The sequence below is a fragment of the Brachybacterium halotolerans genome (assembly GCF_016623465.1).
Taxonomy (GTDB): Bacteria; Actinomycetota; Actinomycetes; order Actinomycetales; family Dermabacteraceae; genus Brachybacterium; species Brachybacterium halotolerans.
On sequence record NZ_JAEDAJ010000001.1, the window covers coordinates 598,557 to 624,639 of the forward strand.

The following is a 26,083-nucleotide window of genomic DNA, read 5'->3' on the forward strand; positions in this document are numbered from 1 at the left end:
AATGGCGATCTGGTCGACACCGGATCCGTGCGCGTTCTCCGAGTGCCACAGGCCCGCGCTCACAGATGCCGCCCCGGATCCATCCGCTGGTGGAGGATACGGATCACGTCGATGCGATCTCCGCGCTGGACGTAGAAGACGAGGTGGCTGCCGATCCCGTATCGACGGTAGCCCTGGCGGATGTCGTCGACGGGGCGACCCCGATCCGGGTCTGCGGCGAGGCGCTCGATGGCGTTCTGGATGTCGCGCAGGTAGGACTCCGCCTGCGAGGCGCTCCAGCGGTCTTCCGTGAAGTCCCAGATCTCGGAGAGATCCCTCTGCGCTGCCGGAGTGAGGCGGAAGCGTTTCATGCCTGCTTCGACGCGATGAAGGCGTCGAAGTCGAACGGCTGGGCCTCACCGCTCTCCTCGCCGACGACGAGGGCCTCGCGCAGTGCTGCCAGTTGCGTCTCCCGATCCTCGAGGAGGCGCAGCCCGGCACGGATCACCTCGCTGGACGATCGATAGCGACCCGAGGCGACCTGCTCTGCAAGGAAGCCGGAGTAGTGGTCATCAAGGCTGATCGACGTGTTCTGAGCCATGGCGTCACGATACCAAGAATGGGTAATTCTACGCCTCGACCTTGACATCGACCGTCCCGTGGTGCGCTCCAAGGGGCCCGTGAGAACAGGAGCGCCGCACCTCACGTGGGGTGCGGCGCTCCGGCACAGAGCTGCGTTCGGGGCGTCAGCCCTGGACGCCCAGCTTCTCCATGATGATCTCGCGCACGCGGCCGGCATCGGCCTGACCGCGCGTGGCCTTCATGATGGGGCCGATCAGCGCGCCGATCGCCTGGACCTTGCCGCCCTGGATCTTGGCGACCACGTCGGGGTTGTCGGCGATCGCCTGGTCCACGGCACCGGTGAGCACCGAGTCGTCGGAGACGACCGCGAGGCCCTCCTTCTCGACGATCGCACCGGGATCGCCCTCGCCCGCGAGCACCTTGCCGAGCACCTGACGGGCGATCTTGTCGTTGATCTTCTTGTCGTCGATGAGCTTCTGGAGCTCGGCGACCTGCGCCGGGGTGGCTGCCAGGTCCTCGAGCTCCACACCCTGCTCGCCGGCGGTGCGGGCCAGTTCGCCCATCCACCACTTGCGGGCGGACTGCGCGCTCGCGCCCGCGACCACGGTCGCCTCGATGGCCTCGAGAGCACCGGCGTTGATGACGTCGCGCATCTCGAGATCGCTGAAGCCCCACTCCTCGCGCAGGCGGCGTCGGCGCGCCGCCGGCAGCTCGGGGAGGTTCGACCGCAGCTCCTCGACCCACTCGCGGCTCGGCGCGACGGGCACCAGGTCTGGCTCGGGGAAGTAGCGGTAGTCCTCGGCGTCGGACTTCACGCGCCCGGCGCTCGTGTGGCCGTCCTCCTCGTGGAAGTGACGGGTCTCCTGGACCACCGACTCGCCGGCGTCGAGGATCCCCGCCTGGCGGGAGATCTCGTAGCGCACCGTGCGGTCGATCGAGCGGAACGAGTTCACGTTCTTCGTCTCGGTCCGGGTGCCCAGCGGCGCATCGGCCGACGGGCGCAGGGAGACGTTCACGTCGGCCCGGACGTTGCCGCGCTCCATGCGCGCCTCGGACACGTCGAGGGCGCGGAAGATGTCCCGCAGGGTCCGCACGTAGGCGGCGGCGACCTCGGGGGCCCGCTTGCCCACGTTCGGGATCGGACGGGTCACGATCTCCACGAGCGGCACGCCCGCGCGGTTGTAGTCCACGAGGGAATGCGTCGCGCCCTGGATGCGGCCGCTGCCGCCCACGTGCGTGGACTTGCCGGCGTCCTCCTCCATGTGGGCGCGCTCGATCTCCACGCGCACGATCTCGCCGTCCTCGAGCTCCACGTCCACCCAGCCGTCGTGCGCGATCGGCTCGTCGTACTGGGAGGTCTGGAAGTTCTTCGTGAGGTCGGGATAGAAGTACTGCTTGCGCGCGAAGCGGCAGGACTCGGCGATCTCGCAGTTCAGCGCGAGGCCGATGGTGATCGCGTACTCGACGGCCTTCTCATTGACCACGGGCAGCGTGCCGGGCAGGCCCAGGCTCACCGGGGTGATCGCCGTGTTCGGGTCGGCGGCGAAGATGTTCGGCGCACCGTCGAACATCTTGGTCGCCGTACCCAGCTCCACGTGCACCTCGATGCCCAGCACCGGGTCGTAGCGGTCGGTCGCGTCCTCGAAGTCGACGAGATCGGTATCGATGGTCGTCATCACTTCACCTCTCCGGTCCGAGCGCCGGTCGGCGCACCGGTCAGCGCGGGGGCGCGGTCCAGGAGCGGGCCGCCCCAGGAGTCCTCGAGCAGCGCCTCGAGCGCACCGCCCACGCGGTACAGCCGCTCGTCGGCCCGCGCGGGGGCGAGGAACTGGATGCCCGCGGGCAGTCCGTCCTCCGCGAGCCCGCTGGGCAGGGACAGCCCGGGCACGCCCGCGAGGTTCGCGGGGATCGTGGCGATGTCGTTCATGTACATCGCCAGCGGGTCGTCGGTCTTCTCGCCGAGGCGGAAGGCAACGGTGGGCGACGTCGGCGAGGCCAGCACGTCGACCTGCTCGAAGGCGCCTGCGAAGTCGTTCTGCACGAGCGTGCGGACCTTCTGGGCGCTCCCGTAGTAGGCGTCGTAGTAGCCCGCGGAGAGCGCGTAGGTGCCCAGCAGGATGCGGCGCTTGACCTCGTCGCCGAAGCCGGCGCCGCGGCTGGCCTTCATGACCGACTCTGCCGTCGGATGATCCTCGGGCACTACGCGCAGCCCGTAGCGCATGCCGTCGAACTTCGCGAGGTTCGAGGACGCCTCCGAGGGCATGATCAGGTAGTACGCGCCGAGCGCGTACTCGAAGTTCAGGCAGGAGACGCGGACGATCTCCGCGCCGGCCCGTTCGAGGGCCGCGAGGGACTCCTCGAAGCGGGCGCGCACCTCGGGGGCGAAGCCGTCGCCCTCGAGCTCCTCGACGACGCCCACGCGCAGACCCTTGACGTCCTTGCGGCGGGCGGCCTCGCCGAAGGCCGGGACGGCCTCCGGCAGCGAGGTCGAGTCGCGCGCGTCGTGCCCCGCGATCAGCTCGTGCAGCAGCGCGGCGTCCTCGACGGTGCGGGTCACGGGACCCGCCTGGTCGAGCGAGCTCGCCATCGCGATGAGCCCGTAGCGGGAGACGGAGCCGTAGGTCGGCTTCACGCCGACGGTCCCGGTGACCGAGGCCGGCTGGCGGATCGAGCCGCCGGTGTCGGTGCCGATCGCGAGCGGCGCCTCGTAGGCGCCGACGGCCGCGGCGCTGCCGCCGCCCGAGCCGCCCGGGATGCGCTCGCGGTCCCAGGGGTTGCGCGTCGGCCCGAAGGCGCTGTTCTCGGTCGAGGACCCCATGGCGAACTCGTCCATGTTGGTCTTGCCCAGGATCGGCAGTCGCGCCGCGCGAAGCTTCTCCACGAGCGTCGCATCGTACGGGGGCACCCAGCCCTCGAGGATCTTCGAGGCGGCCGTGGTGGGCGTGCCCTTGGTGACCACGACGTCCTTGACGGCGATCGGCACGCCGGCGAGCGCGTGCAGCTGCTCGCCCGCCGCGCGACGCTCATCCACGTCGCGCGCGACCTCGAGGGCCGCGTCCTCGCTCACGTGCAGGAAGGCGTTGAGGTCGCCGTCCACGGCCGCGATGCGGTCGAGGTGGGCGCGGGTGAGCTCCTCGGAGGAGAAGTCGCCGGCGGCGAGGCCCTGGGCCTGCGCCGCGGCGGAGAGGCGCGTGGGATCCGCGCTCGGGTGGTTCTCGGTGCTGCTCATGCTCACTCCTCCCCCAGGATCTGCGGGACCTCGAAACGACCGTCCTCCGCCTCGGGGGCGCCGGAGAGCGCCTCCTCCTGGGTGAGGGTCGCGGTGACGACGTCCTCGCGGAACACGTTCGTCATGGGGATGGGGTGGCTGGTCGCGGGCACGTCCTCCGTGGCGACCTCGGAGACGGATGCGACAGCGTCCATGATGGCGTCGAACTCACCCGCATAGCGGGTGATCTCGTCATCAGTGAGCTGGATCCGTGCGAGGTCGGCGAGGCGTGCGACGTCTTCTCGTCCGATCGCTGGCATGCCATCCATCCTAGAGGCGATCGCGGGATGGGTGGACCGGCTCCATCTACGATGCGCTGATGACACATGGACCCGATCAGCGACGGATCGACGCACGGCTCCACGAGTACTACGGGAGCGGGCACAAGGGGCAGAGGCTGCGCTCCTCGGCCGGAGGCGTGCTCGAGTTCCGGCGCACGCAGGAGATCGTCGCGGCGCAGATCGATCGCATCGCGAGCGAGACCGGACGCTCGACCCTTCGCATCGCCGACGTGGGCGGCGCGACCGGTGCCCATGCGGCGCCCCTGGCGGCACTCGGCCACGTCGTCACTCTCGTGGATCCGGTGCCGGCCCAGGTCCGCGAGGCGGAGAGCATCAGCGCAGTGACGGCTCTCGTCGGGGATGCGCGCGACCTCCGCCTCGACGACTCCGCGCACGATGTGGTGCTGCTCCTCGGCCCGCTCTACCACCTGGCGGAGGCGGTCGACCGGGCTCGGGTCCTCACCGAGGCACGGCGCACGCTCCGCCCGGGAGGAATCCTCATCGCCGCGGGGATCTCGCGGCTCTCCTCGTTCACGGACACCTATCTGAGCGCCGCGGCCGACGGGGCCGACGCGGGCGGGGATGTCTCCGTCTGGGACGACGCGTGGCAGGGAATCCTGGCCGGCGGCTGGGCCGACATCCCCGAGGTCCCGTTCCCCTTCGGCCACTTCCACACCTCCGCCGAGCTCGCCGCTGAACTGCGCGATGCCGGATTCGCGGACGCCACGGTGCACGGCGTCGAGGGGCCGATCGGCGTGGCGGCGGAGCTTCTCGGCACCGAGGACCGGGCGCTCGAGGTGCTCATGGACCTCGCGCGCCGCAGCAGCGAGCACCCCTTGCTGCGGGACATCTCGCCGCACCTTCTCGCCGTCGGACGGGCACCCCTCCCCTCTGCCTGAGTGCCGTTGCCAGGGGCATCGCCCGGACTATCCGGAGGGGACGCCGCTCAGCCCCCGACGCGGTAGTGGTAGGCGCCGATCCGCCGGAAGCCGCGCTTCCGGTACAGGGCGAGGGCCGCGGGATTGTCCGTCTCGACCTCGAGCAGGGCGCGCTCGGCACCCTGCACCCGGGCGGCGGCGAGCAGGGTGCGCACGACCGCGGTGCCCAGCCCCTCGCGTCGGCGGGCGGGATCGGTGGCGATCTGGTTGAGCACCGCGGAACAGGTGCGCCCGTGGTCGACGAGGGCCGCTCGGCCGACGGCCACGGCGTCCGCAGGGACCCCGTCGGGCCCGTCCCGCCCGGTCGCCGGAATCGTCCCGTCGGCCGACGTGCGCGTCCCCTCGCCCGCGATGGCGACGTGCACGGCGGGGGTCCCGGCGAGGATGTCGTGCATGGTCTCTCGGGCGCCCTCGCCCTCGCGCGGCGACAGGCGCCAGGACGCGGCGAACCAGTCCTCGGGCAGCGGGCCGCTGCTGATCATCGCCCGGGCATCGGGCGCAGGAGTCCTCGGACCGAGCGGCAGTTCGAGGATCTCGCAGGGCGCCTCGACCGTGAGACCGCGCCGGTCGAGGGCCTCGTCGACCGCTGCGTGCCCGTGCTCCGGATACATGCGGAACAGGACGGACTCCCCGGACGCTCGGACCAGGCCGCTGACGCGGTCCAGTGCCGGGTCGAGCGCCTGCGGGTCCGACGGCGGATCGATGGGGACGATGCTGTTCGCACGCCGGGTGACGCCGCGCGAGCGCAGGATCGCGAAGCCGTCGACCTGCATCCGCGAGAGCGGGCGCCATCCGCCCATCAGGGTCTCGACGAGGGCCGTCGGCCCCAGGGGGTTCGGCCCCTTGCCCGCCGTCGCGGAGCTCTTCGAGGATCGGTTCTTCGCACTCTTCCTGGCCACCGCTCGATCGTAGTGGGGCCGCGTCCTCCGGTGCTGCTGCGGGCGTGTGCGTAGGATCGTGGATCTCGCCCCCGAGAACCCCGATACCTCTTCAGCGCCGAAGGTGATCGCATGTCCGTGGACCCCCATATCGACTACCACTCCCATGATCCGGAGGACGGCGAGGAGCTGTCCGACAACCCCGCGATCCGGGAGGCCCAGATCCTCGAGGCGCGCATGCGCAAGGCCCTCGCCACCAAGGAGGACCCGCTGCGCGAGGGCGAGAGCACGTCGGACCGCATGCACCGGCGCGAGTGATCCGAAGGGCCGCCCCGCCGAGCGCGAGACGCGGGGCGGGCGCCGCATCGGCCACCGATCCTCCCCAACGCCCTCTCGTGCACATCGCCGCTGATCTCCCACCGGGATGTCATGGCCCGATGACACACTGACGCCCATGACCGCGAGCGCCGCCGAGACCCATCCGCAGTTGCACGCCGAGGCCCTCGAGGCCCTGCGCGACCTCACCGGCAGGGCCGACGCCGCCTTCCATCCCGGCCAGTTCGACGCGATCGCCGCGCTCGTGGACGAGCATCGCCGAGCGCTCGTAGTCCAGCGCACCGGCTGGGGCAAGTCCGCCGTCTACTTCCTGGCCGCCCTGCTGCAGCGCCGGCGCGGTGCGGGCCCCGCGCTCATCGTCTCCCCGCTCATCGCTCTCATGCGCGACCAGGTCGCGGCCGCCGCCCGAGCCGGAGTGCGCGCCGAGGCGATCAGCTCGGCGAACCCGACGGCCTGGACCCAGATCGAGCAGTCCCTCGCGGCCGACGAGATCGACGTGCTCCTGGTCTCCCCCGAGCGTCTGGTCAACCCCCGCTTCCGCGACGAGCAGCTCCCCCGCCTGATCGAGCGCTGCGGCCTGCTGGTGATCGACGAGGCGCACTGCATCTCCGACTGGGGACACGACTTCCGTCCCGACTACCGGCGCCTGCGCGACCTCGTCGGCCAGCTCGGCCCGCAGGTGCCCGTGCTCGCCACGACCGCGACGGCGAACTCCCGCGTGGTCGCCGATGTCGAGGAGCAGCTGGGGGTCGTGGCGCAGGGCACTTCGGGAGAGCCGGGGACTCCGGGGCCGACGGATGGGACGACGGGCGTGCTCACTCTTCGCGGCCCCCTCACCCGCGACTCACTGCGCCTGGGCTGCCTCTCCCTGCCCGACGACCGCGCCCGCCTGGACTACCTGGTGCGTCACCTCGACGCCTTCGAGGGCTCCGGCATCATCTACACGCTCACGGTCTCCGCGGCCGAGGACCTCGCCGCCCTGCTGAACACCCCCGAGAGGCCCGTGCGCGCCTACACGGGGCGCACGGACGCCGAGGACCGGGCGCAGCTCGAGGCGGACCTCAAGGACAACCGGATCAAGGCGCTCGCCGCGACGAGCGCCCTGGGCATGGGCTTCGACAAGCCGGACCTCGGCTTCGTCATCCACCTGGGCGCCCCGAGTTCCCCCGTCGCCTACTACCAGCAGGTGGGACGCGCGGGCCGCGCCACGGACAGCGCGGACGTCCTGCTGCTCCCCGGCCGTGAGGACCGCGCGATCTGGGAGTACTTCGCGACCGCCTCCATGCCCTCGCAGGACTCCGCCTCCCAGGTTCTCACCGCTCTCGCTGAGGCCGGCTCCCCGCTCAGCACCGCGGCGATCGAGGCGCGCGTCGACGTGCGCCGCGCCGCCCTCGAACTGCTCCTGAAGGTGCTCGCGGTCGACGGCGCCGTCGAGGCGGTCAAGGGGGGTTGGATCGCGACGGGTCGCCCCTGGGAGTACGACGCCGAGCGCTACGAGAACGTGGCCCGCACCCGCCGCGAGGAGCAGCAGGCGATGCTCGCCTACGAGCGGCTGGGCTCCGAGGGGACGGGCCCCGACGTCGTCGCCTCGGATCCCGCGCAGTGCCGCATGGTGTTCCTCGCCCGCCAGCTCGACGACACCACGGCGGTCCCCTGCGGCCGCTGTGACGTGTGCGCGGGGTCCTGGTACCCGTCGGCCGACGCCCCGCCGGGAGCGGCCGACGCCCAGGTCTCCGCCCTCCTGGACCGCGTCGGCGTGCCCGTCGAGCCGCGCAAGCAGTGGCCCCAGGGCCTCGACCAGCTGCGCATGCAGGGGCTGCAGGGCGCCGCCCCCAAGGGAAAGATCGCGGAGGACGAGCGCTGCGAGGAGGGCCGCGTGATCGCCCGCATGTCCGACCTGGGCTGGGCGGTTCCCCTGCGCAGCCTGCTGCGCACCGACGAGGACGGCCGGCGCATCGACTCCCCCGTCCCCCGGAACATCGGCTCGCGGATCATCGAGGTGCTCAAGGAGTGGGACTGGCAGCAGCGCCCCGTGGGTGTCGTGGCCATCCCCTCCACGACTCGGCCGGAGCTCGTGAGCTCGCTGGCCTCGGGCATCGCCTCCATCGGCAGACTGCAGGACCTCGGCCCCCTCGGTCTCGCCGCCGACGCCGTGCCCCTCAGCGGTGCCCGCAACAGCGCCTTCCGCGTCGCCGCCCTCTGGGACCGCTTCGTGATCACCCCCGAGCTGCAGCAGCAGATCGACGCACTGGCCGGCGCCCCGATCCTGCTCGTGGACGACGTGATCGACACGCGCTGGACGATGACGATCGCCGCTCGACTGCTGCGCCGTGCGGGCTCCGGGCCGGTGCTGCCGCTCGCGCTCGCACAGGAGGCATGACGCCCGCCCCGCGTACGGCGAGTCCGGACCGCGCGTGACGCTCGCTCAGATCAGCCTGAGAAGGGCGGCGCTGACGCCGGCGACCAGAACGACCACCACGAGGGGCAGGCGCAGGAGAGCGGCCGTCCCGCCCAGCACGACACCCGCCACCCGCGCGGGGTCCGCGAGATCGTGCCCGTCGAACAGGGCCGACGTCGCGGAGATGGCCGCGAGCAGGATGATCACGCCGAGATCCATCTGACGCGCGAGTCCCTCCGTACCCTGCAGCACCTCGGAAGCGCGCAGGCCGGCGTAGCGGATGGCGTAGGTCGCGATCGCGAGCACCGCGGCCGCAGCGAGGATCGGAGTGCTCATCGCCGCCGCCTCCTCCACGCTCCGCGGAGCATCCCGGGCACGAGCACGGACAGCGCCACGAGCGGCGCGATGCCCGTCGCGACCACGGGCGTCACCGCCACGGCGGCCGCTGCGCCGCCCAATGCGAGACCGCCCGTCCGCAGGTCCCGGACCACCCCGATCAGCATCGCCAGCAGGATGGCGGGGAACACCGCATCCAGACCGAGCGACGAGGGGTCGGGGACGCTGCGGCCCAGCAGCACCCCGAGCGCCGCGCCGGCGGGCCACGCGACAGCGATCGCTACGCCCAGCACACGGAAGGCACGTCGACCCGTCCCCGCATCCGGTTGCGCGAGCCCGTACGCCGCCGTCTCGTCGTTGACGAGGTGGGCGTCCAGCAGCCGCGTCGCCCCGCGCGGCAGGAACCGCGCGACCGAGACCCCGTAGAGACCGTTGCGAAGATTCAGCAGCAGCGCCCCGACCACGGCGAGCACGGGCGACGCACCGCCCGCGATCGCCCCCACGAAGACCAGCTCGCTCGAGGCACCCAGCACCGTGCACGCGAGCAGGAGCACGAACCACAGCGGCAGGTGCGCACCGTCCGCCAGAGCGCCGTACGAGACCCCGACGAGCAGCACCGAGCCGGCGATCGATGCGATCTCCCCGGCACGACGGGAGCGCGCAGCATGCGCAATCATCTCGGGGGCTGCTGCGCCCGCCACCGTTCGATTCTTCGGACTCATGTTCATCACAATGAACGCCCGTGTCGAGTTCGTCAAGATGGACGACGGGTCAGTATGGTGAACGCATGGTCGAGTCTCAGCTGCGGAACCGCATCGGTGCATCCGTGCGCCGCGAACGCACCCGGAGAACATGGAGCGCCGCCGAGCTGGCCCGCCGGGCCGGCATCTCGAAGGCAGGACTCTCGCAGCTCGAGAGCGGCAGCGGGAACCCGAGCGTGGAGACCCTGTGGGCCATCGCCACGGCCCTCGACGTCCCCTTCGCCGCACTCGTGGATCAGGGGGACGAGGGACCGACGGTGATCCGCGCCGGTGACGCACCGGAGGTCGTCGCCGGCTCCGCCCGCTACAGCGCCGCCCTGATCTCGGCGTGCCCGCCCGGCGCCCGGCGCGACCTGTACGTGGTGCGCGCGGAGCCCGGGCAGCCGCGCCTGTCCGATCCGCACCAGGCGGGGACCATCGAGCACGTGGTGCTCATGTCCGGCAGCGCGCTGGCGGGTCCGGTCGACGACGCCCAGGAGCTCGGCCCGGGCGACTACGTCGTCTACCGGGGCGACCTCCCGCACACCTTCGAGGCCCGGTCCGCGGGCACCAGTGCCCTTCTGATCTCCGAGCTGTCCTGACGCCGAAAGGGAACCCGGACATGAACGATCATCAGCCCATGGACGACCACCGATCCGGCAGCGGCGAGGAGATCGACGACGGCTCCATCGAGGTCAGTGCGCTCGCGATCAACGTGGCGGTCCCCGAAGCGCTGCAGTGGACGGACACCCTTCGCGGCCAGGAGTTCCGGCTCACGAGCATCACCGTGCGCCTGCTCCCCGACTCGTCCCTCGCCGCCAAGGCCTACGGACGCCCCGTCGAGGGAGGCCGCGGGGGCTACGTGTCCTTCCCCGTGCCCGAGACCCCGGAGATCCGCGCGCTGATCGAGGCCGGCGCTAGAGAAGCGGCGGTGCGATGGTCGGGTCAGAGTGGCCTGGGCTGACGCTGCGGCCTGATCTCCCCGTTCAGTCCGCGCTCTCGATCACGGCGAGCGCTTCGGCCACCTCGCTCCGCAGCGCGGGATCGAGGGGAAGCAGAGGACGCGGGAGCACCGGACGCTGCACCAGCCCGAGCTGAGCGGCGATCTCCGCGACCACGCGAATGCTTCCGCCGCAGCGGGCGAAGAGATCCCAGAGTCCCTGCAGACGGTCCGAGAGGGCGGTCGCCAACGCGGCGTCGCCGGACTGAGCCGCCCGACCGATCGCGAGCACGTGCTCGGGCAGTGTTCCCGCGAGAGCGGAGAACCAGAGGTCGCAGCCCGCCAGCAGCGCTATGGCTCCCGCTCCGTCCCCGGACACGCCGATCCGAACGTTCGCGGGCACCGCCTCCCGGATCCGCTGCAGGTGCGCCCGCGCAGCAGCCGCATCCAGCGGAACCGGAGGGATCTTCACCGCAGCCACCCTGGGCAGCGAGGCAACGCGCGCATAGGTCTCGAGCGAGAGCTCGACGTGGGTGGTCGCCGGGTTGTCGTACACGACCAGCGGCACCGAGAGCTCGCGCACGGCGTCTTCGTACAGCGCGACGATCTCGTCATCGGTGAGGGGCTGATAGGCCACGGGCGCGAGCAGGACGCCACGAGCCCCGGCCTGCTGCGCATCCTGTGCGAGCGCCGCGACCTCGCTGCTCGCGCAGTGCCCCACACCCACGAGCACCGGGACGCCGTCGCTCTCGGCCACGGCGATCCGCGCGACCTGACGTCGCTGTTCCCTGGTCAGGTACGTGTACGCGCCCGTGGAGCCGAGAACGCCGATCGACTCGACGCCTGCCCCGACGAGCCGGTGCACGAGGCCGGCCAACGCCGCCTCATCGACCCGACCGTCCCGCAGCGGTGTCAGGGGGAAGGCACTCACCCCGGTCAGCCAGTCGTCGCCCACGTCGTCCCCTCTCCAGGTCGCGCCAGTCGCCAGCGGCCCACATCCATCTGTCCCACGCATCATCCCCCGCCGCGAGCACGTTGCCGTCCGCGCGCAGCGCCAGGGAGTGCTGCGGGCCGGCGGCGAGGGCGATGACGTCGTCCCATGTCTCGATCTCCGCCCGGCCCGGCGTTCCGTCCCCGGTGACCAGCACCTGACCGTCGGCCCGCAGTCCGAGGACGCGGTGACTGCCGGAGGAGATCGCGACGATGTCCGTCCACCCGCTGACGGCGTGCCGACCATCGCCCGTGTCGCCGGCGACGAGCACGTGGCCGGTCGAGGTCAGGCCCACGGTGTGCAGGTGGCCGGCGTCGACGGCGACGAGGTCGTGCCAGCCGCCCACGGCGCACTGGCCCCGGGTGTCGTTGCCCGTCGCCCGCGCGGTGCCGTCGCCCCTGAGGCCCACCGTGTGCCAGTCCCCGCAGGCGGCATCGACGATGCCGCGCCATGCGTCCACGTCGCACGCGCCTTCGTCCCGGCGTCCGACGGCGAGCACCGTGCCGTCCTCCCGCACGCCCACGGTCCTGCGCCAGCCCGCGGCGATCGCCGAGACGGCGCCCCACTCCGAGACCTCGCACTGGCCATGGGCGTTCCATCCGACCGCCGCGACGGTGCCGTCCGACCGGAGCGCGACGGAGTGCGCGCGGCCGGTGTTCGCGGCGACGTGGACGCTCCCCACCGCGACCGAGACGATGCCCGTCCAGTCCTGCACGCGCTCGGCGCCCGACGGGTCCCGACCGGCGGTGACCACGGTCCCGTCGGCCCGGAGCCCGAGGGAGTGCCGGGGACCCGCGGCCAGGACGCGGCGCGCCGCGCGCGAGGGCGCGGTCACGGGGTCACTTCTTCTGGTCTGCTGCGGAGGCGTCGGAGGAGTCCTCGGTGTCCGCGCCGTCGAACCCTTCCTCGTCGGACGAGCCGTCGTCCGCCGGACCGTTCTCCAGCAGGTCCTTGAACCCCGCCTCGTCGAGGATGGTGAGGCCGAGGTCGCGGGCCTTGTCCTCCTTGGACCCGGCGTTCTCGCCCACCACCACGAAGTCCGTCTTCTTGGAGACAGAGCCGGAGGCCTTGCCGCCGCGGGAGATGATCGCCTCCTTGGCGCCGTCCCGCGTGAAGTCCTCGAGGCCGCCGGTGACCACGACCGTCAGCCCCTCGAGGGTCTTCACGAAGCCCTCCTCGACGTCGTCGGCCATGCGCACACCGGAGGCCGCCCACGCCTCGACGAGCTCGCGGTGCCAGTCGACGTCGAACCACTCGTGGACGCTCTCGGCGATGATGCCGCCCACGCCATCGGTCTCGGTGAGCTGCGCCAGGTCGGCCTCGCGGATCGCGTCCATGGACCCGTAGGCGGTCGCCAGGGAGCGCGCGGCCGTCGGCCCCACGTGTCGGATGGAGAGGGCGACGAGCACCCGCCACAGCGGCTGGGACCTGGCCTTCTCGAGCTCGTCGGCCAGCAGCTCCGTGTTCTTCAGGACGGTCGAGGGCTTCTGCTGCTTCCACGCGTTCTCGCGCTTGTAGTGGCGGAACGTGGGCCGTGACCAGAACGTCGGCTGCACGCGCCAGTCCCCCGTCACCTCCCCATCGCGCCGCTCGGGCTGCCACACGAACACCTCGCGCAGATCCTCGGCGGTGAGGTCGAAGAGGTTCGCCCCCGTCGTCACCACGGGCGTCTGCAGCGCCGGCAGCAGAGGGTCGTCCTCACGCGTGATCCGCAGCAGCGGCACGCCGTCGGCCCCCTGGACCTCCTGCCCGTTCTTGAGCACGACGAAGTTCTCGAGCTCGGCGTCCTCTGCCGAGCGGATCGGCAGGTAGATCACGTGGCCGCCGCGCAGGGCGGCGAGCGCCTCGGCTCGCCGCTTGTCCGGGTCCGTGAGCGCGATGGCGCTCTCCTCCCCGAGGGACTCGATGTCGAAGGCACCGCGCGACGCGGCGTGCTCGATGCGGCCCGTGACCTGGCTGGGGCACGACTTCGTGTTCGGGCAGCGCCAGTCCTTGTCGCCCTCCTTCATCGGGCCGATGGGCGTGCCGCAGGCGGGACACTCCTTCGGCATCTCGAACGCACGCTCGCTGCCGTCGCGCAGCGCCTCGACCGGCCCCAGGATCTCGGGGATCACGTCCCCGGCCTTGCGCAGCACCACGGTGTCGCCGATGAGCACGCCCTTGCGCTCGACCTCGAACTGGTTGTGCAGCGTCGCCATCTGCACGGTCGACCCGGCGACCTTCACCGGCTCCATGACGCCGAAGGGCGTCACGCGCCCGGTCCGCCCCACGTTGACCTGGATGTCCAGGAGCTTCGTGGTGACCTCCTCCGGCGGGTACTTGAAGGCGATGGCCCATCGCGGCGCGCGCGAGGTCGACCCCAGCCGGCGCTGCTGCGCGAAGGAGTCGATCTTCAGCACGATCCCGTCGATCTCGTGCTCGACGTCGTGGCGGTGCTCGCCGTGGTACTCGATGAACTCGTGGACGTCGGCGAGCGCGTCCAGCACCCGCCAGTGCGGGGAGGTCGGCAGGCCCCACGCCTTCAGCTGCTCGTACACTTCGGACTGCGAGGCGAGGGCGACGCCCTCGTGCACGCCGATCCCGTGGACGTAGACGGCGAGATCGCGCGAGGCCGTCACGCTCGGATCCTTCTGGCGCAGCGAGCCCGCCGCCGTGTTCCTCGGGTTCGCGAACTCCGGCAGCCCCGCCTCGCGCCGCTGCTCGTTGAGCTCCTCGAACGCGGCCGTCGGATAGAAGACCTCTCCCCTGACCTCGAGCACCGCGGGCGGATCGTCGGTCTCCAGACGATCGGGCACGTTGTCGATCGTGCGCACGTTCGCCGTCACGTCCTCCCCGACGCGGCCGTCGCCGCGGGTGACGCCGCGGGTCAGCACGCCGTCCTCGTAGATCAGGTCGATCGCGAGCCCGTCGATCTTCAGCTCGCACAGGTACTGGACGTCGGCGCCGGACCCCAGACCCTCGCCGGCACGGACCGCCCAGGCGTCGACCTCCTCGAGGCTGAACGCGTTGTCCAGGCTCAGCATCCGCTCGAGGTGCTCGACGGGCGCGAAGCCCGCCGCGACGTCGCCGTGCACGGTCTGGGTGGGCGAGTCCGCCTTCGCCAGCTGCGGGTTCTTCGCCTCGAGCTCCTTGAGCTCCCGCTCGAGCTCGTCGTACTGCGCGTCGGCCATCGTGGGCGCGTCGTGGACGTAGTAGTCCTCGATCGCCTGCTCGATCTGCGCGGTCAGCTCCGCGATGCGCTCCTGCGCGCTGCGCGGATCCGAAGCTCCCTCGGTCGAGGAGTCCGTGCCTGGGTTCCGGGGTGCGGGGGTGTCGTGTCCACTCACCCGTCCATTCTCCCCCATGGGTCCGACGGGGCGGCGGCCGGGCGGGGCATGGATGGCCGGGCGGCGGGACGAGGGCGCGGGTGGAGGGCGCGGGTGGAGGGTGCGGGTGGAGGGTGCGGGTGGAGGGTGCGGGTGCAGAGGGCAGGTGGACGGCACCGGAAATGTCGTGCTGTCCTCTGAGCTCGTTGCCTATCGTGCGGGCATGGACGAGACGGCGCGGATCCGCGAGGCGAGACGGGAGGATCTCGCGACCCTCGAGGCGATCGAGGCCGAGGGCGATGCCATGTTCGCCGACCTCTTCGGCCCGGAGCCCTTCGGTCCGGACTCCGCCGAGAGCGGGGAGGCGCGGGCGGCGGAGCCCGGGATCGTGCTGGTCGCCGTGGTGGGAGCAGCGGCCGACGAGCGGGTCGCGGGCTTCGCCCACGTGCTCGAGATCGACGGTGCCGCCGCTCGCGGGGACAGGGCGGAGGCGCATCTCGAGCAGCTGGCGGTGCTGCCCGCCTTCGGCCGCCGCGGCATCGGCCGGGCGCTCGTGGAGGCGTCGTGCACATGGGCCGCGGGGCGGGGCCACATGCGGATCACCCTGCGCACCTATGCCGAGGTGCCGTGGAACGCGCCCTTCTACGCCCGCTGCGGGTTCCGCGTCGTCGACCCGACGGTCGGTGGTGGAGACTTCGACACGGCCTTCCAGCGCGGGCTCGTCGAGACCGAGCGCAGGGCGGGGCTCGGGAGGCATGGACGACGGGTCCTCATGGTGCGGGACGTCGGCCCCGGCGTCGGTCACGACGTCGGCCCCGCGGCTTCATCCGCGACGCGCGCATGCTCCTGCGCACCTGGTCCGTGCCGATGAGCACCATCGACACGCACAGCGCGGCCGCCCCGCACGCGCACCACAGGGGCGCCGACGACGGGTGGGGCTTCCATCCGTACTCCCCTGACCCATAGCGGTAGATCGTGATGTGTTCGCCGACGTCCGCGGATCCTCCGGAGACCGTGTCCTCGACTCCCTGATCCGTGCGGAAGACGACGACCGTTCCTCTCCTGAAATGGGTCACCTGCGTCGCGGTGGCATGGACTTCCACAGGATCAGCCGCGCCGTTCCCGGAGTAGATCGCTGCGGCGACCACGGCTGCCGCTCCGAACATCAGGGCTGCGACTGCGAAGGTGACGGAGAGGAAGGCGGTGCGCACAGGATCGGAGCCTAGCCGGGCGGCGCATGCACGCGGCCCCGGCGAGTCGACCCGGCGCGACGGACGGCCCGAGGACCTCCCGCACTGCGTTGCATTCGCAACGAAGAGTTCTCCACAGTGCCCGATTCGTACTGGTTTTCGAAGGAGGCGTCGCCTAAACTGGACATATCGAACACAGTTCCGACCCGAGCTCTCTCGGGCACCCCGCTGCAGCACTCGCGATCACGAGGAGGTGAGCACGATGACGATGACCGATCCCGGCATCCACCAGGGCGTTCTGGGCGGCGCCGACTTCTTCGAGCCCGTCCCCGCGGGCGATGTGGTCGTGCTCGAGCCCCTGCTGCCTGCGCGGACCAGGACCCCGGTGAACCGGGAGAACGCCTCCCGCCACGTCCAGGTCAGCCCCACCCTCGAGGTCGACGAACTGGTGCACACGACGTGGGACCAGGGCGTCCACGAAGCACGCGAGCTGGCGCGCTCCCTGCTCCTCCTCGCACCGGCATGGGAGGGCCGCCATCTCCCGGATGCGGATCGCGACAGGGTCCGTGTCGCCGACCTCGCGGTCGCGACCGCTCTGCGCTGCACCATCGATGGGGCGCAGCGCCGTATCCGCGACGCCCACCGCGCCGTCGATCTCCTCCCCCACGTGCACGCCCTCCTCGAGACGGGCGCCTTCCCGGCGTCCTGGTTCACCGAGCTCCTCTCCCGCACCAGCGGCCTCACGGACGACGAGATGGCGGTCGTCGACCTCACTGTGCGCTTCTGGGACGTCGGCATCGCGCCCGAGCAGTTCACGCGCAGCCTGAGCTCGGTGATCGCACGGCTGCTCTCCCGCCGCGAGCTGCCACCGCATCTCGCATCCGAGAACCGTCGGCGCGTCGAACTCCTCCCGGACGACATCCCAGGGATCGCCCGCATCGAAGTGCAGGGGCCGGCGCACGAAGTCGTCTCCTTCGCTCGCCGCCTGGACGCGAGCGCCCGCGCGGTCCAGCAGGCCCAGCGCCACGCCCTCGAGGACGGTTCCCCGATCCCGTGGGATCCCGAGGGCGAGGTCCTCGCCACCGGCATGCCCCTCTCGCTCGGTCACATCCGCTATCTCCTCACCACCCTCACCACGCCCGACACCCAGGGTGTGCACGTGCCTGCGGAGCGCTTCCGGCTCGGCGTGCTGGTGCCGATGATGACGATGCTCGGCCAGGACGACGCCCCCGGCATGCTCGACGGGCGCATCCCCATCCCGGCGGACATGGCCCGTGACATCGCCGCCGGCCAGGACGACTGGGTGCGGATCCTCACCGATCCCAGCAGCGGCGAGTTCCTCCCGCTGCCCGCGGACCGCTACCGCCCCACGCAGGCCATGCTCGAGCACCTGTGCGATCGCATGACCACGTGCGGCCTGCCCGGATGCACGCGCCCGGCGACCACGGCCACCGAAGCCGACCACGTCGTCGAGTACGACCACGAGGATCCCGCGAGCGGCGGCGCGACAGCGGTCGACAACCTGCACATGCTCTGCTGGCAGCACCACGCGATGAAGACCGAGGGACTCATCGACCCCGTGCGCATCGGGCCCGAGGACTCCCCCAGCGGCCGGTGGGGCACGCTCTGGGACGTGGCGGACAGGTGCCGCGTCTTCCTCGAGGACAACGCGGACATGGCCACGGCCGAGACCGTCGCCGATCTCGAAGAGGCCTGGGACCAGCTGTGCGACGCCCGCGCCAAGCATCGGCGGGCGCGCGACGGGCTCCCGTCGCTCACCGATCACCCGCCATGTGCAGACCCGTCCACCGGGTTCGGCTCTCCGCCACCGGCGGGCCCACCGCCGCCAGCGGGCTCACCGCCGCCGGCACCCCGCGAGCCCTCGCCGCCCCCACCGTTCTGACCCGAGAGCACCCGAGGCACAGCTCCTGATCCGATGGGCTGCGTCCCAACACCCGGTCACCTCACCACTGGCATCTCACCGACCGCACCCGGTCGCGCTGCACCCGCTGTTTCGTCGGCGAGGGCATGCGCGCCGGGTGCGAGTCATGCCCGAGGCACGTGTGTCCTCGGCCTGCACCTCACACGCTCGGTGCACGAATCGCACGCACGTCCCGTGCCATCCGGGCTCGACGCGCATCACCCGCGCTCAGCGCCGTCGGCGATCAGCGCCTGGAGCGCGCCCTCGAGCCGTCCCGGCCTCACGCCCGACCACACGGCCCGCAGCGAGCGCTCCACCGCGACACCCCGCACCGGCACCTCCACGAGACGTCCCTCGCGCAGATCCCCGGCGACCACCAACCGGCTCAGCAGGGCGCAGCCCGCGCCGCCCGCCACGGCGGTGCGCACCGCGGCGTTCGAGTGCAGCTCGAGTGCGGGCTCCGCGACCTCTCGCGGCGCGAGCGCCCGGGTGAGCACGTCACGCGTCCCCGACCCCTCCTCGCGCACCACAAGCGGTGTGCGCGCGAGCAGGTCCGCGTCGATCCCGTGCTCGAGCACGTCCCGATCCAGAGCCCACGGATGCCTCGGAGCGACCACAGCGACCAGCCGATCCCGCGCGACCTCGAGCGTGGTGAGCTCGTGCGGCACCTCGAGGCCCTCCACGAACCCGAGATCCCCGCGCCCGCGGCGGAGCGCGGCGATCACCCCGGCCGTGTTCTCGACCTCGAAGGAGACCGGCACACCCGGCTGGTCCGCGGCGAGGGCGGCGAGGAACGTGGGCATCAGGTGCTCGGCGATCGTCTGCGAGGCGAGGATCCGGATCCGCCCGGCGCCCGCGGCCGAGCGGACCTGCTCGACGAGCCCATCGGCCGCGTCGAGCACGCGCCGGGCATGCTCCACCGCGACCCGGCCCGCGGCCGTCGGCTCGGAGCCCCGCGCACCCCGATCCACGAGGCGAGCGCCCAGGCGTCGCTCGAGACGGGAGAGCTGTCGCGAGGCATTGGGCTGGGCGAGACCCAGGGCCGAGGCTGCGGCGGAGACGCTGCCCAGGTCGACCACGGCGACCAGCAGCTCGAGGGAGGCCAGGTCGGGCCTCGACGCATCATGCAACGGCATATCCCCGATGATATGCGCCCGATCAGATCGACCACTACCGGGGACCGCCCTCAGCCGTGAGGCTGGATCACATGCCCGAACCCCGCCCAGACACTTCCCCGCGCACCTCGACCGCGACGGCGACGACGCCCGCGCCGTCGACCCGCCCGACGACACCGTCCGCCCCCACCCCGGGTTCCCCGCTCCTCCGCGTTCTGCCCGGGCTGCTGCTGTCGTTCGCCGTCGCCGGGCTCGCCTACGGCCTGGGAATGCTCGTCCCCGTGGCATCCCCGGCGCTCGCGGCGATCCTCGTCGGCGCGCTCGCGGCGAACCTGGGACTGCTGCCGCCGGCGCTGAAGCCAGGACTGGACCTGGCCGCGAAGCCCGTGCTGAGGATCGGGATCGTGCTGCTCGGTCTGCAGCTCGCGATCGGCGACGTGATCGCCCTCGGACCGCTGACCATCGTGGTGATCGTGGCGATCGTCGGCATCGGGATGGCGAGCGGTCTGCTCATCGGCCGGGCTCTGCACCTCCCGCCCACGCAGGCGCTGCTCATCGCCTGCGGGTTCTCGATCTGCGGCGCCGCCGCCGTGGCGGCGGCCGGCGGGGCGATCACGCCGCGGCGTCGCGAGGGCGAGAGCGCCGAGGAGGCGACCGAGCGCCTGGAGACGCAGATCGCGACGGCCGTCGCACTCGTCGTCGTGTTCGGGACGCTGATGATCCCGCTGCTGCCGCTCGTGGCCCGCGCCCTGGGCCTGGGCACGGACGCATCCGGGACCTGGGCCGGGGCGTCGATCCACGAGGTCGCGCAGGTCGTCGCCGCCGGCAGCATCCTGGGCGGCGGGGCGCTCGGCATCGCCGTGCTCGTGAAGCTGGGCCGGGTGCTGATGCTCGCTCCGGTGATCGCGATCCTCACCGCCGTGGAGCGTCGAGCGGCGGAGACCGACCGGACGTCCGTCGACTCCCCCGCCGGCGCCCCCGCGCCCGCCGCCAAGCGCCCGCCCCTGGTCCCGTTCTTCGTGCTCGCGTTCATCGTCGCGGTGTGCATCCGTTCGACCGGTCTGCTGCCCGAGGCGGTCGTCGACGTCTCGAAGCCCGTGCAGGCGCTGTGCCTGGCAGCGGCGATGTTCGCGCTCGGGACCGGGGTGCGCGTGCGTCTGCTGAGGCAGGTCGGCGGACGTCCTGTGGTGCAGGCCGCGCTGGTCACGCTCGTGGTCGCGGCCGTCGGTCTCGGCGGGGCGCTCCTGGCCGCCTGAGCCGGCTGCCCCGGACGGTCCGGCCCTCCCGCTCGGTCGTCCTGCCTGGTGATCCCGCCCAGCCATCCCGCATACCCTGACTCCATGAAGGATCCGACTCGCCGCGAGGGCACGCGCCCGTGAACCCGCTGCTGCGGGCAGTGCTGCGTCTGTTCGCCGCGCCGCGCATCGACATGCGCCAGGACTATGCGAAGGTGCGCCGGCTGCAGCGACAGTTGGCCGCGCGGCCGATCCCCCGGTTCCGCTCGCTGGATCGGCAGATCATGTCCGCCGACGGCGGGCACCAGATCCCCGTGCGCGTGTTCTCGCCCAAGGAGCGTCGGCGCGAGGACGTGCTGCTGTTCTTCCACGGCGGCGGCTGGGTCACGGGCGACATCGAGAGCTACACCCCGGCGTGCGCGACGATGGCGGACCTCACCGGCTGCGTCGTCGCCTCGGTCGACTACCGCCTCGCGCCGGAGCATCCCTTCCCGGCGGGGCTCGAGGACTGTGCGCGCGTCGCGCGGCTGCTGCTCGAGGATCCGCAGCGCGCGGGCATCAGCGACCCGCGGCGCATCGTGCTGGTGGGCGACTCGGCGGGCGGGAACCTCGCCGCTGTGCTCTCGCTGATGCTGAGGGACGAGGGAGGGCCCGTGCCCTCGCGCCAGATCCTGCTGTACCCGGTGACGCACTGGGACCACGACCCCGAGACATCGCCGTTCGCCTCGGTGCGTCGCCATGGCAGCGACTACCGCCTCACCGACACCGAGGTCCAGGACTACATGGAGCTCTACGTCCCGGACCGGGGGCGCCGGCAGGACCCGCTGGTGGCGCCGCTGATGGCGACGGATCTGAGCGCCCAGCCCGAGACGCTGCTGATCACGGCCGAACTGGATCTGCTGTGCGACGAGGGCGAGGCCTATGGCGCCGCCCTCGCAGACGCGGGGAACGACGCGGAGGTGCACAGGGTCGACGGCGCCCTGCACGGCTTCATCACCCTGCCCCGCTTCGCGCGCCCGCTGCGCGAGGCCTACCAGCACATCGACGCGTTCCTCGAGCGGACCTCGCCCACATGAGCCGCCGGACCTGGGTGCGGCTCGACAACGCCTCGAACATCTTCCTCGCCGCGCGCACCGAGTCGGACACCAAGGTGTTCCGGCTGAGCGCCGAGATGGATGCCGAGGTGGATCCGGGCGTGCTCCAGGAGGCCCTCGACGCGGTCTTCGAGCTCTATCCCCTCTACCGCGCGGTGCTGCGCCGCGGCGTGTTCTGGTACTACCTGCAGGACAGCGACCTGCGCCCCGTGGTCGAGCCCGAGCGTCGCCCCAGCTGCGCGCCGATCTACCAGGACGGCAGGCGCACCCTGCTGTTCCGGGTGATCCACCATCGCCGGCGGATCTCCCTGGAGGTCTTCCACGCGCTCTCCGACGGGACCGGGGCGATGTGGTTCCTCACCGACCTGCTCGTCGAGTACGCGCGGAGGCGCTACCCCGCGGATGCGGCGGGCGCAGCGGGCGCGCCGGGGACGACGGACGGCGCGGAGACGCCGCGCGCGCCGGCTGCGGCCGCGGCGGGAGACTCCCCGTCCTCCCACGCGCTGGAGACCGACAGCTTCGCCCACTACTTCCGACGCCGCCGCCCCACCGCCTTCGAGGAGGCGTTCGCCGAGGCCGCCGCTCCCGCCGCGCTGACCCTCGCCGAGAAGACCGTGCGCGCGGCAGGCTCCACCGGCGGCATCCCGACGAGCGCCTCCCCCGCCCCGTCCGACGCCGTCCCCGCCGGGCCTGCGCGACGCACCCGCATCCACCGCGTCCGCGGCACCCGCACGCCGGACGACCGCACCCGCGCCGTCGAGCTGACGATGCCGACCGCCCAGCTGCTCGCCCTCTCGAAGGCCGCCGGAGCGAGCCCGACCATGTATCTCACGGCGCTGTTCATGGACGCGGTGCGCGAGTCCTCGGGCGGCCTGGGCAGGGCCCGCACGCTGAGCGCCTCGGTGCCCGTGAACCTGCGGCAGTTCTTCCCCTCCACGAGCGCCCGCAACTTCTTCGCGACCATCCGCGTCGAGCACACCTTCTCCCCCGACGGCAGCGACGGCCGTGATGGCTCAGTCGGCCCAGACGGCCCCGACTCCCCCGAGGCGGTCGCCCGCGCCCTGGAGGCCGAGTTCCGCCCGCAGGCATCGGCCGCGGCGCTCGCGCCGAAGGTCGCGCGGTTCATCCGCGTGGAGCGCTCCCCGCTGCTGCGGATCGTGCCGCGTCCCCTCAAGGACCTCATCCTGGGCTGGCTGAACGCCGCCTCGAACCGGCACCTGAGCCTCGCGGTCTCGAACCTGGGGCGGCTGCGCCTGCCGGAGCCGGCGGCCTCGCACGTGGGCCGGGTGCTCTTCCAGGTCTCGGCCGCGCGCCCGCAGTTCTGCGCGATCTCCCACGGCGAGCAGATGACCGTCACCTTCACCTCGCCGTTCACTCAGACCGGGCACGTGCGTGCCTTCGCCCGCTCGCTGAGCGCGCGCGGGATCGACGTGTCGGTGACGGCCGCCCGGGTCACCGAGGCCGAGCTCGCGGAGGTCGCGCCATGAGGCGGTGCACCGAGTGCGCGGTGCGGATCGAGGGCAACTGGTCGCGCTGCCCGCTGTGCGGGTCGCACCTGGTGGGCCATCCCTCCCCCGATCCGCTGCCGAGTGTGCCCCTGCGCTTCTCCCGCCGTCGCCTGCTGCGGATCCTCACGGTGATCTCGCTCGTGCTGGTCGCGATCTCGTTCGTCGTCCAGCTGTGGCTGGGGCATCGACCGGCCGAGTTCGGGGCGGTCCGCTCGGTGTGGCTGGGCGTGTGCACCATGTGGCTGGTCGCGCTGATGGCGCTGCGCGGCCGACGCGACCTCGCCCGGTCCACCCTGACGCTGCTGGTCCTGGCCGCGCTCGTGTGCACGTATTGGGACTATCTGACCGGCTGGCATCGCTGGTCGCTGACCTTCGCGGTGCCGATCATGTGCGGATGCGCGATCATCGCGCTGGTGATCCTCGAGCACGTCATGCGCCTCGAGGTCGGCGAGCACGCCCTCTACAGCGCGCTCACCGTGCTGCTGGGGATCGTGCCGATCCTCTTCCTGCTGCTGGGCTGGGTGACCACGCCCGTGCCGTCGGCGATCTGCGTGGTGCTCGCGCTGCTCTCGCTCGCGCTGCTGCAGCTCGAGCGCGCGGCGGAGGTTCGCGACGAGCTCGCGAAGAAGCTCCACGTCTGAGTCGCGCTCCTCGGGGCGGCCGGTGGCGCGTCCTTCACGCTCGGTTCTCGATGCGCTCAGCCCTCGACGCGCTCGGCCCAGGCCGGCGCCGCGCGCAGCAGGGTCTGCAGATCGCTCTCGTCCAGGAGGGACGCGCGGGAGGGCTCGGCCGACGGGTCTGTGCCGCCGCCGGGAAGGGCGGGGCCGACGGCCCGATCCGGTCGATGGGCGAGCCACGTGAAGCCCGCGAGGTCGCGCGGACCGAAGCCGAGCTCCCGCCAGCTGCGGGTGACGGACCCGAGCTGCGCCTCGAGGCGCTGCGGGCCGGCGGGATCCACGACGAGCTCGATGCCGACTCCGGCCTCGCGCAGCTCGGCGAGCAGCTCCCAGGCGGAGAAGCCCGCCGGGGAGAGCGCGAGCCGGGTGGCGCCGGCGGTGCGGGCGGCGCTCAGCAGCGCCGTGTCGCCGCTGGGCGCGAGGGTCACGTCCTGGACGTCGAGGCCCGCTCCGGACCGGAGCTCCTCGAGCAGGGTGCGCCAGACCTCGCCGATGTCGGGAACGGGCAGCGCCGGGTAGCGGCGGTACTCCGAGGGCGTGGGGATCGCGCCGCGTGCCAGCGCGAGGGCGGCGCCGTCGCGGATCAGCAGGCGCGGCCGGGCGCCGGGCACGTGGCTGCGCACCGCGTCGAGGTGCTCGGCGATGCCCTCGGCGAGCAGGTGCGGGAGGTCGCGCAGGGCACCGCGGTCGGCGAGGGTGCGCTCGCCCGAGCCGAGGAAGGTCGCGGCGGCGAGGGTGAGCGGGCCGAGCGTGGTGACGACGAGGTCGCCCTCGTACCCGTGCAGGGCGATGCGGGCGGCCTCGAGGAGGCGCTCGCGCAGCTCCTGGGCGCGACGCCACGTGCGCGAGCTGCCCGGCCCGATCCGCCATCCGTAGCTCGCGAGATCGCCCGTGGTGCCGGCGAGCAGGGTGAGCGATTGCGGGAGCAGCTGGTCGGCACCCTCGGTGCCGAGCGCCGCGGGCAGGAACAGGCGCGTGGCGATCTGCTCCTCGAGGTCGTCGCCGAGCAGGCCCCGCAGACGGGTGAGGGCGAGCAGGCGGTCCGCATCGCCATCCGCGAGATCGGAGGCACCGCCGGACGTCCGCGCGTCCCGGCCGCCGGTCGCCCCGGACGGCACGTGCCCGGTCAGCATCTGCCCGGTCGTCTCCTGCCGGGTCGGCACCTGCCAGGTCCCGTCGCCCGTGATCGTCACGAGAGGATCGGCGCCCGTGGTGCCGCCGCCCGCCGCGCGCTGTTCCGTCACGCGGCCCTCACTCATGCGGCCCACCGTCATGCGGCGCGGCGCTCGAGGGTCGCCGACGCGATCACGCGGTCACCGTCGTACAGCACGAGGGTCTGCCCGGGGGCGACGCCGCGCACCGGGGAGCTGAGGCGCACGCTGAGCATGTCGTCGGCCCGCTCGATGATGCCGGGCAGCGCCTCGCCGTGGGCGCGGATCTGGGCGCTCACCTCGCGTCCCGGCGCGAGCGGCTCGAAGGGGATCGGCGCGGACGCCTCGAGCAGGGTGGTCGAGAGCAGCTCGGCCGCGCCGACGACGACCTGCCGGGTCTCGGGCTTCACGTCGAGGACGTAGCGCGGGGCGCCGTCGGCCGCGGGGCGGTCCAGGCCCAGTCCCTTGCGCTGGCCCACGGTGAAGCCGAAGGTGCCGCGGTGGGTGCCCAGCACGGTGCCATCGGCGTCGACCACCTCGCCCGGGGCCTCGCCGAGGCTGCGCTCGAGGAAGCCGCGGGTGTCGCCGTCGGCGATGAAGCAGATGTCGTAGCTGTCGGGCTTCGTGGACACGCCCAGTCGGCGCTCGCGGGCCTCGGCGCGCACGGCCTCCTTGTCCTCGAACGCTCCGAGGGGGAACACGGCGCGGGAGACGGCCTCGGGGCCCATGACCGCGAGCACGTAGGACTGGTCCTTGGGGAGGTTGCGGGCACGGTGCAGCGAGGGGGCGCCGTCCGGGCCCTCGGCGCGCACGTCCGCGTAGTGGCCGGTGCACACGGCGTCGAAGCCGAGGGCGCGGGCGCGCTCCATGAGGGTCGCGAACTTGATGTGCTCGTTGCAGCGCACGCACGGGTTCGGGGTGCGGCCGGCCGCGTACTCGGCCAGGAAGTCCGAGACGACCAGGTCGTGGAAGTCGTCGGAGAGGTCCCAGACGTAGAAGGGGATGCCGATGCGCTCGGCGGCGCGGCGGGCGTCGGCCGCGTCCTCGACGGTGCAGCATCCGCGCGATCCGGTGCGGTTCTCGGCCCGGTTCTTGGACAGCGCCATGTGGACGCCGACCACGTCGTGGCCCGCCTCGTGGGCGCGCGCGGCCGCGACGGCGGAATCGACGCCGCCGCTCATCGCTGCCAGCACCTTCATGGGGACCTCGCCTCCTGCTCG

25 protein-coding genes are annotated in these 26,083 nt (G+C 72.5%); 11 read left to right on the plus strand and 14 right to left on the minus strand.

Annotation, left to right across the window (positions count from 1 at the left end):
• Positions 1-59: 59 nt before the first annotated feature.
• From I8D64_RS02725 to gatC, 5 genes are all read right to left on the minus strand, one after another.
• A complete protein-coding gene (locus tag I8D64_RS02725; RefSeq protein WP_200500941.1) occupies positions 60-350 on the minus strand; it encodes a type II toxin-antitoxin system RelE/ParE family toxin in 291 nt (96 codons plus the stop codon).
• On the minus strand, positions 347-580 hold the full coding sequence (locus I8D64_RS02730; RefSeq protein ID WP_200500942.1) for a type II toxin-antitoxin system ParD family antitoxin: 234 nt from the start codon (positions 578-580) through the stop codon (positions 347-349). The genes I8D64_RS02725 and I8D64_RS02730 overlap by 4 nt, the downstream gene beginning before the upstream one ends.
• Positions 581-725: 145 nt before the next feature.
• Positions 726-2,237 (minus strand): Asp-tRNA(Asn)/Glu-tRNA(Gln) amidotransferase subunit GatB, encoded by a 1,512-nt coding sequence (gene gatB, locus I8D64_RS02735; RefSeq protein ID WP_200500943.1) that lies wholly within the window; start codon positions 2,235-2,237, stop codon positions 726-728.
• On the minus strand, positions 2,237-3,790 hold the full coding sequence (gene gatA, locus I8D64_RS02740; protein WP_200500944.1) for an Asp-tRNA(Asn)/Glu-tRNA(Gln) amidotransferase subunit GatA: 1,554 nt from the start codon (positions 3,788-3,790) through the stop codon (positions 2,237-2,239). The genes gatB and gatA overlap by 1 nt, the downstream gene beginning before the upstream one ends.
• A gap of 2 nt (positions 3,791-3,792) precedes the next feature.
• Complete coding sequence (gene gatC / locus I8D64_RS02745; RefSeq protein ID WP_152352722.1) at positions 3,793-4,089, minus strand: Asp-tRNA(Asn)/Glu-tRNA(Gln) amidotransferase subunit GatC; 297 nt, start codon at positions 4,087-4,089, stop codon at positions 3,793-3,795.
• A 59-nt stretch (positions 4,090-4,148) separates the two neighbouring features.
• On the opposite strand from gatC, the gene I8D64_RS02750 reads away from it, so the two are divergent.
• Complete coding sequence (locus I8D64_RS02750; RefSeq protein ID WP_200500945.1) at positions 4,149-5,009, plus strand: class I SAM-dependent methyltransferase; 861 nt, start codon at positions 4,149-4,151, stop codon at positions 5,007-5,009.
• Between the two features lie 47 nt (positions 5,010-5,056).
• Here the strand turns inward: I8D64_RS02750 and I8D64_RS17705 are convergent, their stop codons facing one another.
• Complete coding sequence (locus I8D64_RS17705; protein WP_200500946.1) at positions 5,057-5,947, minus strand: GNAT family N-acetyltransferase; 891 nt, start codon at positions 5,945-5,947, stop codon at positions 5,057-5,059.
• A 111-nt stretch (positions 5,948-6,058) separates the two neighbouring features.
• Here I8D64_RS17705 and I8D64_RS02760 point away from each other — a divergent pair, with 111 nt between their 5' ends.
• A complete protein-coding gene (locus tag I8D64_RS02760; RefSeq protein WP_200500947.1) occupies positions 6,059-6,244 on the plus strand; it encodes a hypothetical protein in 186 nt (61 codons plus the stop codon).
• Positions 6,245-6,380: 136 nt separating this feature from the next.
• Positions 6,381-8,642 (plus strand): RecQ family ATP-dependent DNA helicase, encoded by a 2,262-nt coding sequence (locus tag I8D64_RS02765; RefSeq protein ID WP_200500948.1) that lies wholly within the window; start codon positions 6,381-6,383, stop codon positions 8,640-8,642.
• A gap of 45 nt (positions 8,643-8,687) precedes the next feature.
• Here I8D64_RS02765 and I8D64_RS02770 read toward each other — a convergent pair whose 3' ends face one another.
• On the minus strand, positions 8,688-8,996 hold the full coding sequence (locus I8D64_RS02770) for an AzlD domain-containing protein (protein ID WP_200500949.1): 309 nt from the start codon (positions 8,994-8,996) through the stop codon (positions 8,688-8,690).
• Entirely contained in the window at positions 8,993-9,697 is a 705-nt protein-coding gene (locus I8D64_RS02775) for an AzlC family ABC transporter permease (RefSeq protein ID WP_214650977.1), read from the minus strand. Before I8D64_RS02775 ends, I8D64_RS02770 begins: the two co-directional genes overlap by 4 nt.
• Before the next feature lie 86 nt (positions 9,698-9,783).
• Between I8D64_RS02775 and I8D64_RS02780 the strand changes: the two genes are divergently transcribed.
• Together I8D64_RS02780 and I8D64_RS02785 are read left to right on the plus strand one after the other, a co-directional pair.
• On the plus strand, positions 9,784-10,338 hold the full coding sequence (locus I8D64_RS02780; RefSeq protein ID WP_200500951.1) for a helix-turn-helix domain-containing protein: 555 nt from the start codon (positions 9,784-9,786) through the stop codon (positions 10,336-10,338).
• 38 nt (positions 10,339-10,376) lie between these two features.
• The gene (locus I8D64_RS02785) at positions 10,377-10,700 is read left to right on the plus strand and encodes a hypothetical protein (protein ID WP_200500952.1); all 324 of its coding nucleotides are present in this window, start codon (positions 10,377-10,379) and stop codon (positions 10,698-10,700) included.
• 22 nt (positions 10,701-10,722) lie between these two features.
• Here the strand turns inward: I8D64_RS02785 and I8D64_RS02790 are convergent, their stop codons facing one another.
• Genes I8D64_RS02790 through ligA form a run of 3 tightly spaced genes read right to left on the minus strand, consistent with a single transcriptional unit; the run spans position 10,723 to position 15,011 of the window.
• Positions 10,723-11,553 (minus strand): dihydrodipicolinate synthase family protein, encoded by an 831-nt coding sequence (locus I8D64_RS02790; RefSeq protein WP_200501288.1) that lies wholly within the window; start codon positions 11,551-11,553, stop codon positions 10,723-10,725.
• Between the two features lie 7 nt (positions 11,554-11,560).
• Entirely contained in the window at positions 11,561-12,502 is a 942-nt protein-coding gene (locus I8D64_RS02795; RefSeq protein WP_200500953.1) for an RCC1 domain-containing protein, read from the minus strand.
• Positions 12,503-12,506: 4 nt separating this feature from the next.
• Positions 12,507-15,011, minus strand: a complete 2,505-nt coding sequence (gene ligA / locus I8D64_RS02800; RefSeq protein WP_200500954.1) for an NAD-dependent DNA ligase LigA — start codon at positions 15,009-15,011, stop codon at positions 12,507-12,509.
• A gap of 184 nt (positions 15,012-15,195) precedes the next feature.
• Between ligA and I8D64_RS02805 the strand changes: the two genes are divergently transcribed.
• The gene (locus tag I8D64_RS02805) at positions 15,196-15,843 is read left to right on the plus strand and encodes a GNAT family N-acetyltransferase (RefSeq protein WP_200500955.1); all 648 of its coding nucleotides are present in this window, start codon (positions 15,196-15,198) and stop codon (positions 15,841-15,843) included.
• A gap of 581 nt (positions 15,844-16,424) precedes the next feature.
• Positions 16,425-18,065 (plus strand): HNH endonuclease signature motif containing protein, encoded by a 1,641-nt coding sequence (locus I8D64_RS02810; protein WP_200500956.1) that lies wholly within the window; start codon positions 16,425-16,427, stop codon positions 18,063-18,065.
• Positions 18,066-18,301: 236 nt separating this feature from the next.
• Here the strand turns inward: I8D64_RS02810 and I8D64_RS02815 are convergent, their stop codons facing one another.
• Positions 18,302-19,219: a LysR family transcriptional regulator gene (locus I8D64_RS02815; protein ID WP_200500957.1), complete on the minus strand. Its 918-nt coding sequence runs from the start codon at positions 19,217-19,219 to the stop codon at positions 18,302-18,304.
• 71 nt (positions 19,220-19,290) lie between these two features.
• Between I8D64_RS02815 and I8D64_RS02820 the strand changes: the two genes are divergently transcribed.
• From I8D64_RS02820 to I8D64_RS02835, 4 genes are all read left to right on the plus strand, one after another.
• Positions 19,291-20,454 (plus strand): YeiH family protein, encoded by a 1,164-nt coding sequence (locus I8D64_RS02820; protein ID WP_200500958.1) that lies wholly within the window; start codon positions 19,291-19,293, stop codon positions 20,452-20,454.
• A 119-nt stretch (positions 20,455-20,573) separates the two neighbouring features.
• A complete protein-coding gene (locus I8D64_RS02825) occupies positions 20,574-21,509 on the plus strand; it encodes an alpha/beta hydrolase (protein WP_228358207.1) in 936 nt (311 codons plus the stop codon).
• Positions 21,506-23,014, plus strand: a complete 1,509-nt coding sequence (locus I8D64_RS02830; protein ID WP_200500959.1) for an alcohol acetyltransferase — start codon at positions 21,506-21,508, stop codon at positions 23,012-23,014. The genes I8D64_RS02825 and I8D64_RS02830 overlap by 4 nt, the downstream gene beginning before the upstream one ends.
• Positions 23,011-23,676, plus strand: coding sequence for a DUF6320 domain-containing protein (locus I8D64_RS02835; protein ID WP_200500960.1), 666 nt, complete (start codon positions 23,011-23,013; stop codon positions 23,674-23,676). Before I8D64_RS02830 ends, I8D64_RS02835 begins: the two co-directional genes overlap by 4 nt.
• Positions 23,677-23,732: 56 nt before the next feature.
• On the opposite strand, the gene I8D64_RS02840 is transcribed toward I8D64_RS02835, so the two are convergent.
• Both I8D64_RS02840 and mnmA read right to left on the minus strand, forming a co-directional pair.
• A complete protein-coding gene (locus I8D64_RS02840) occupies positions 23,733-24,971 on the minus strand; it encodes a hypothetical protein (RefSeq protein ID WP_200500961.1) in 1,239 nt (412 codons plus the stop codon).
• Positions 24,972-24,982: 11 nt separating this feature from the next.
• Positions 24,983-26,062, minus strand: a complete 1,080-nt coding sequence (gene mnmA / locus I8D64_RS02845) for a tRNA 2-thiouridine(34) synthase MnmA (RefSeq protein ID WP_200500962.1) — start codon at positions 26,060-26,062, stop codon at positions 24,983-24,985.
• Positions 26,063-26,083: the final 21 nt, after the last annotated feature.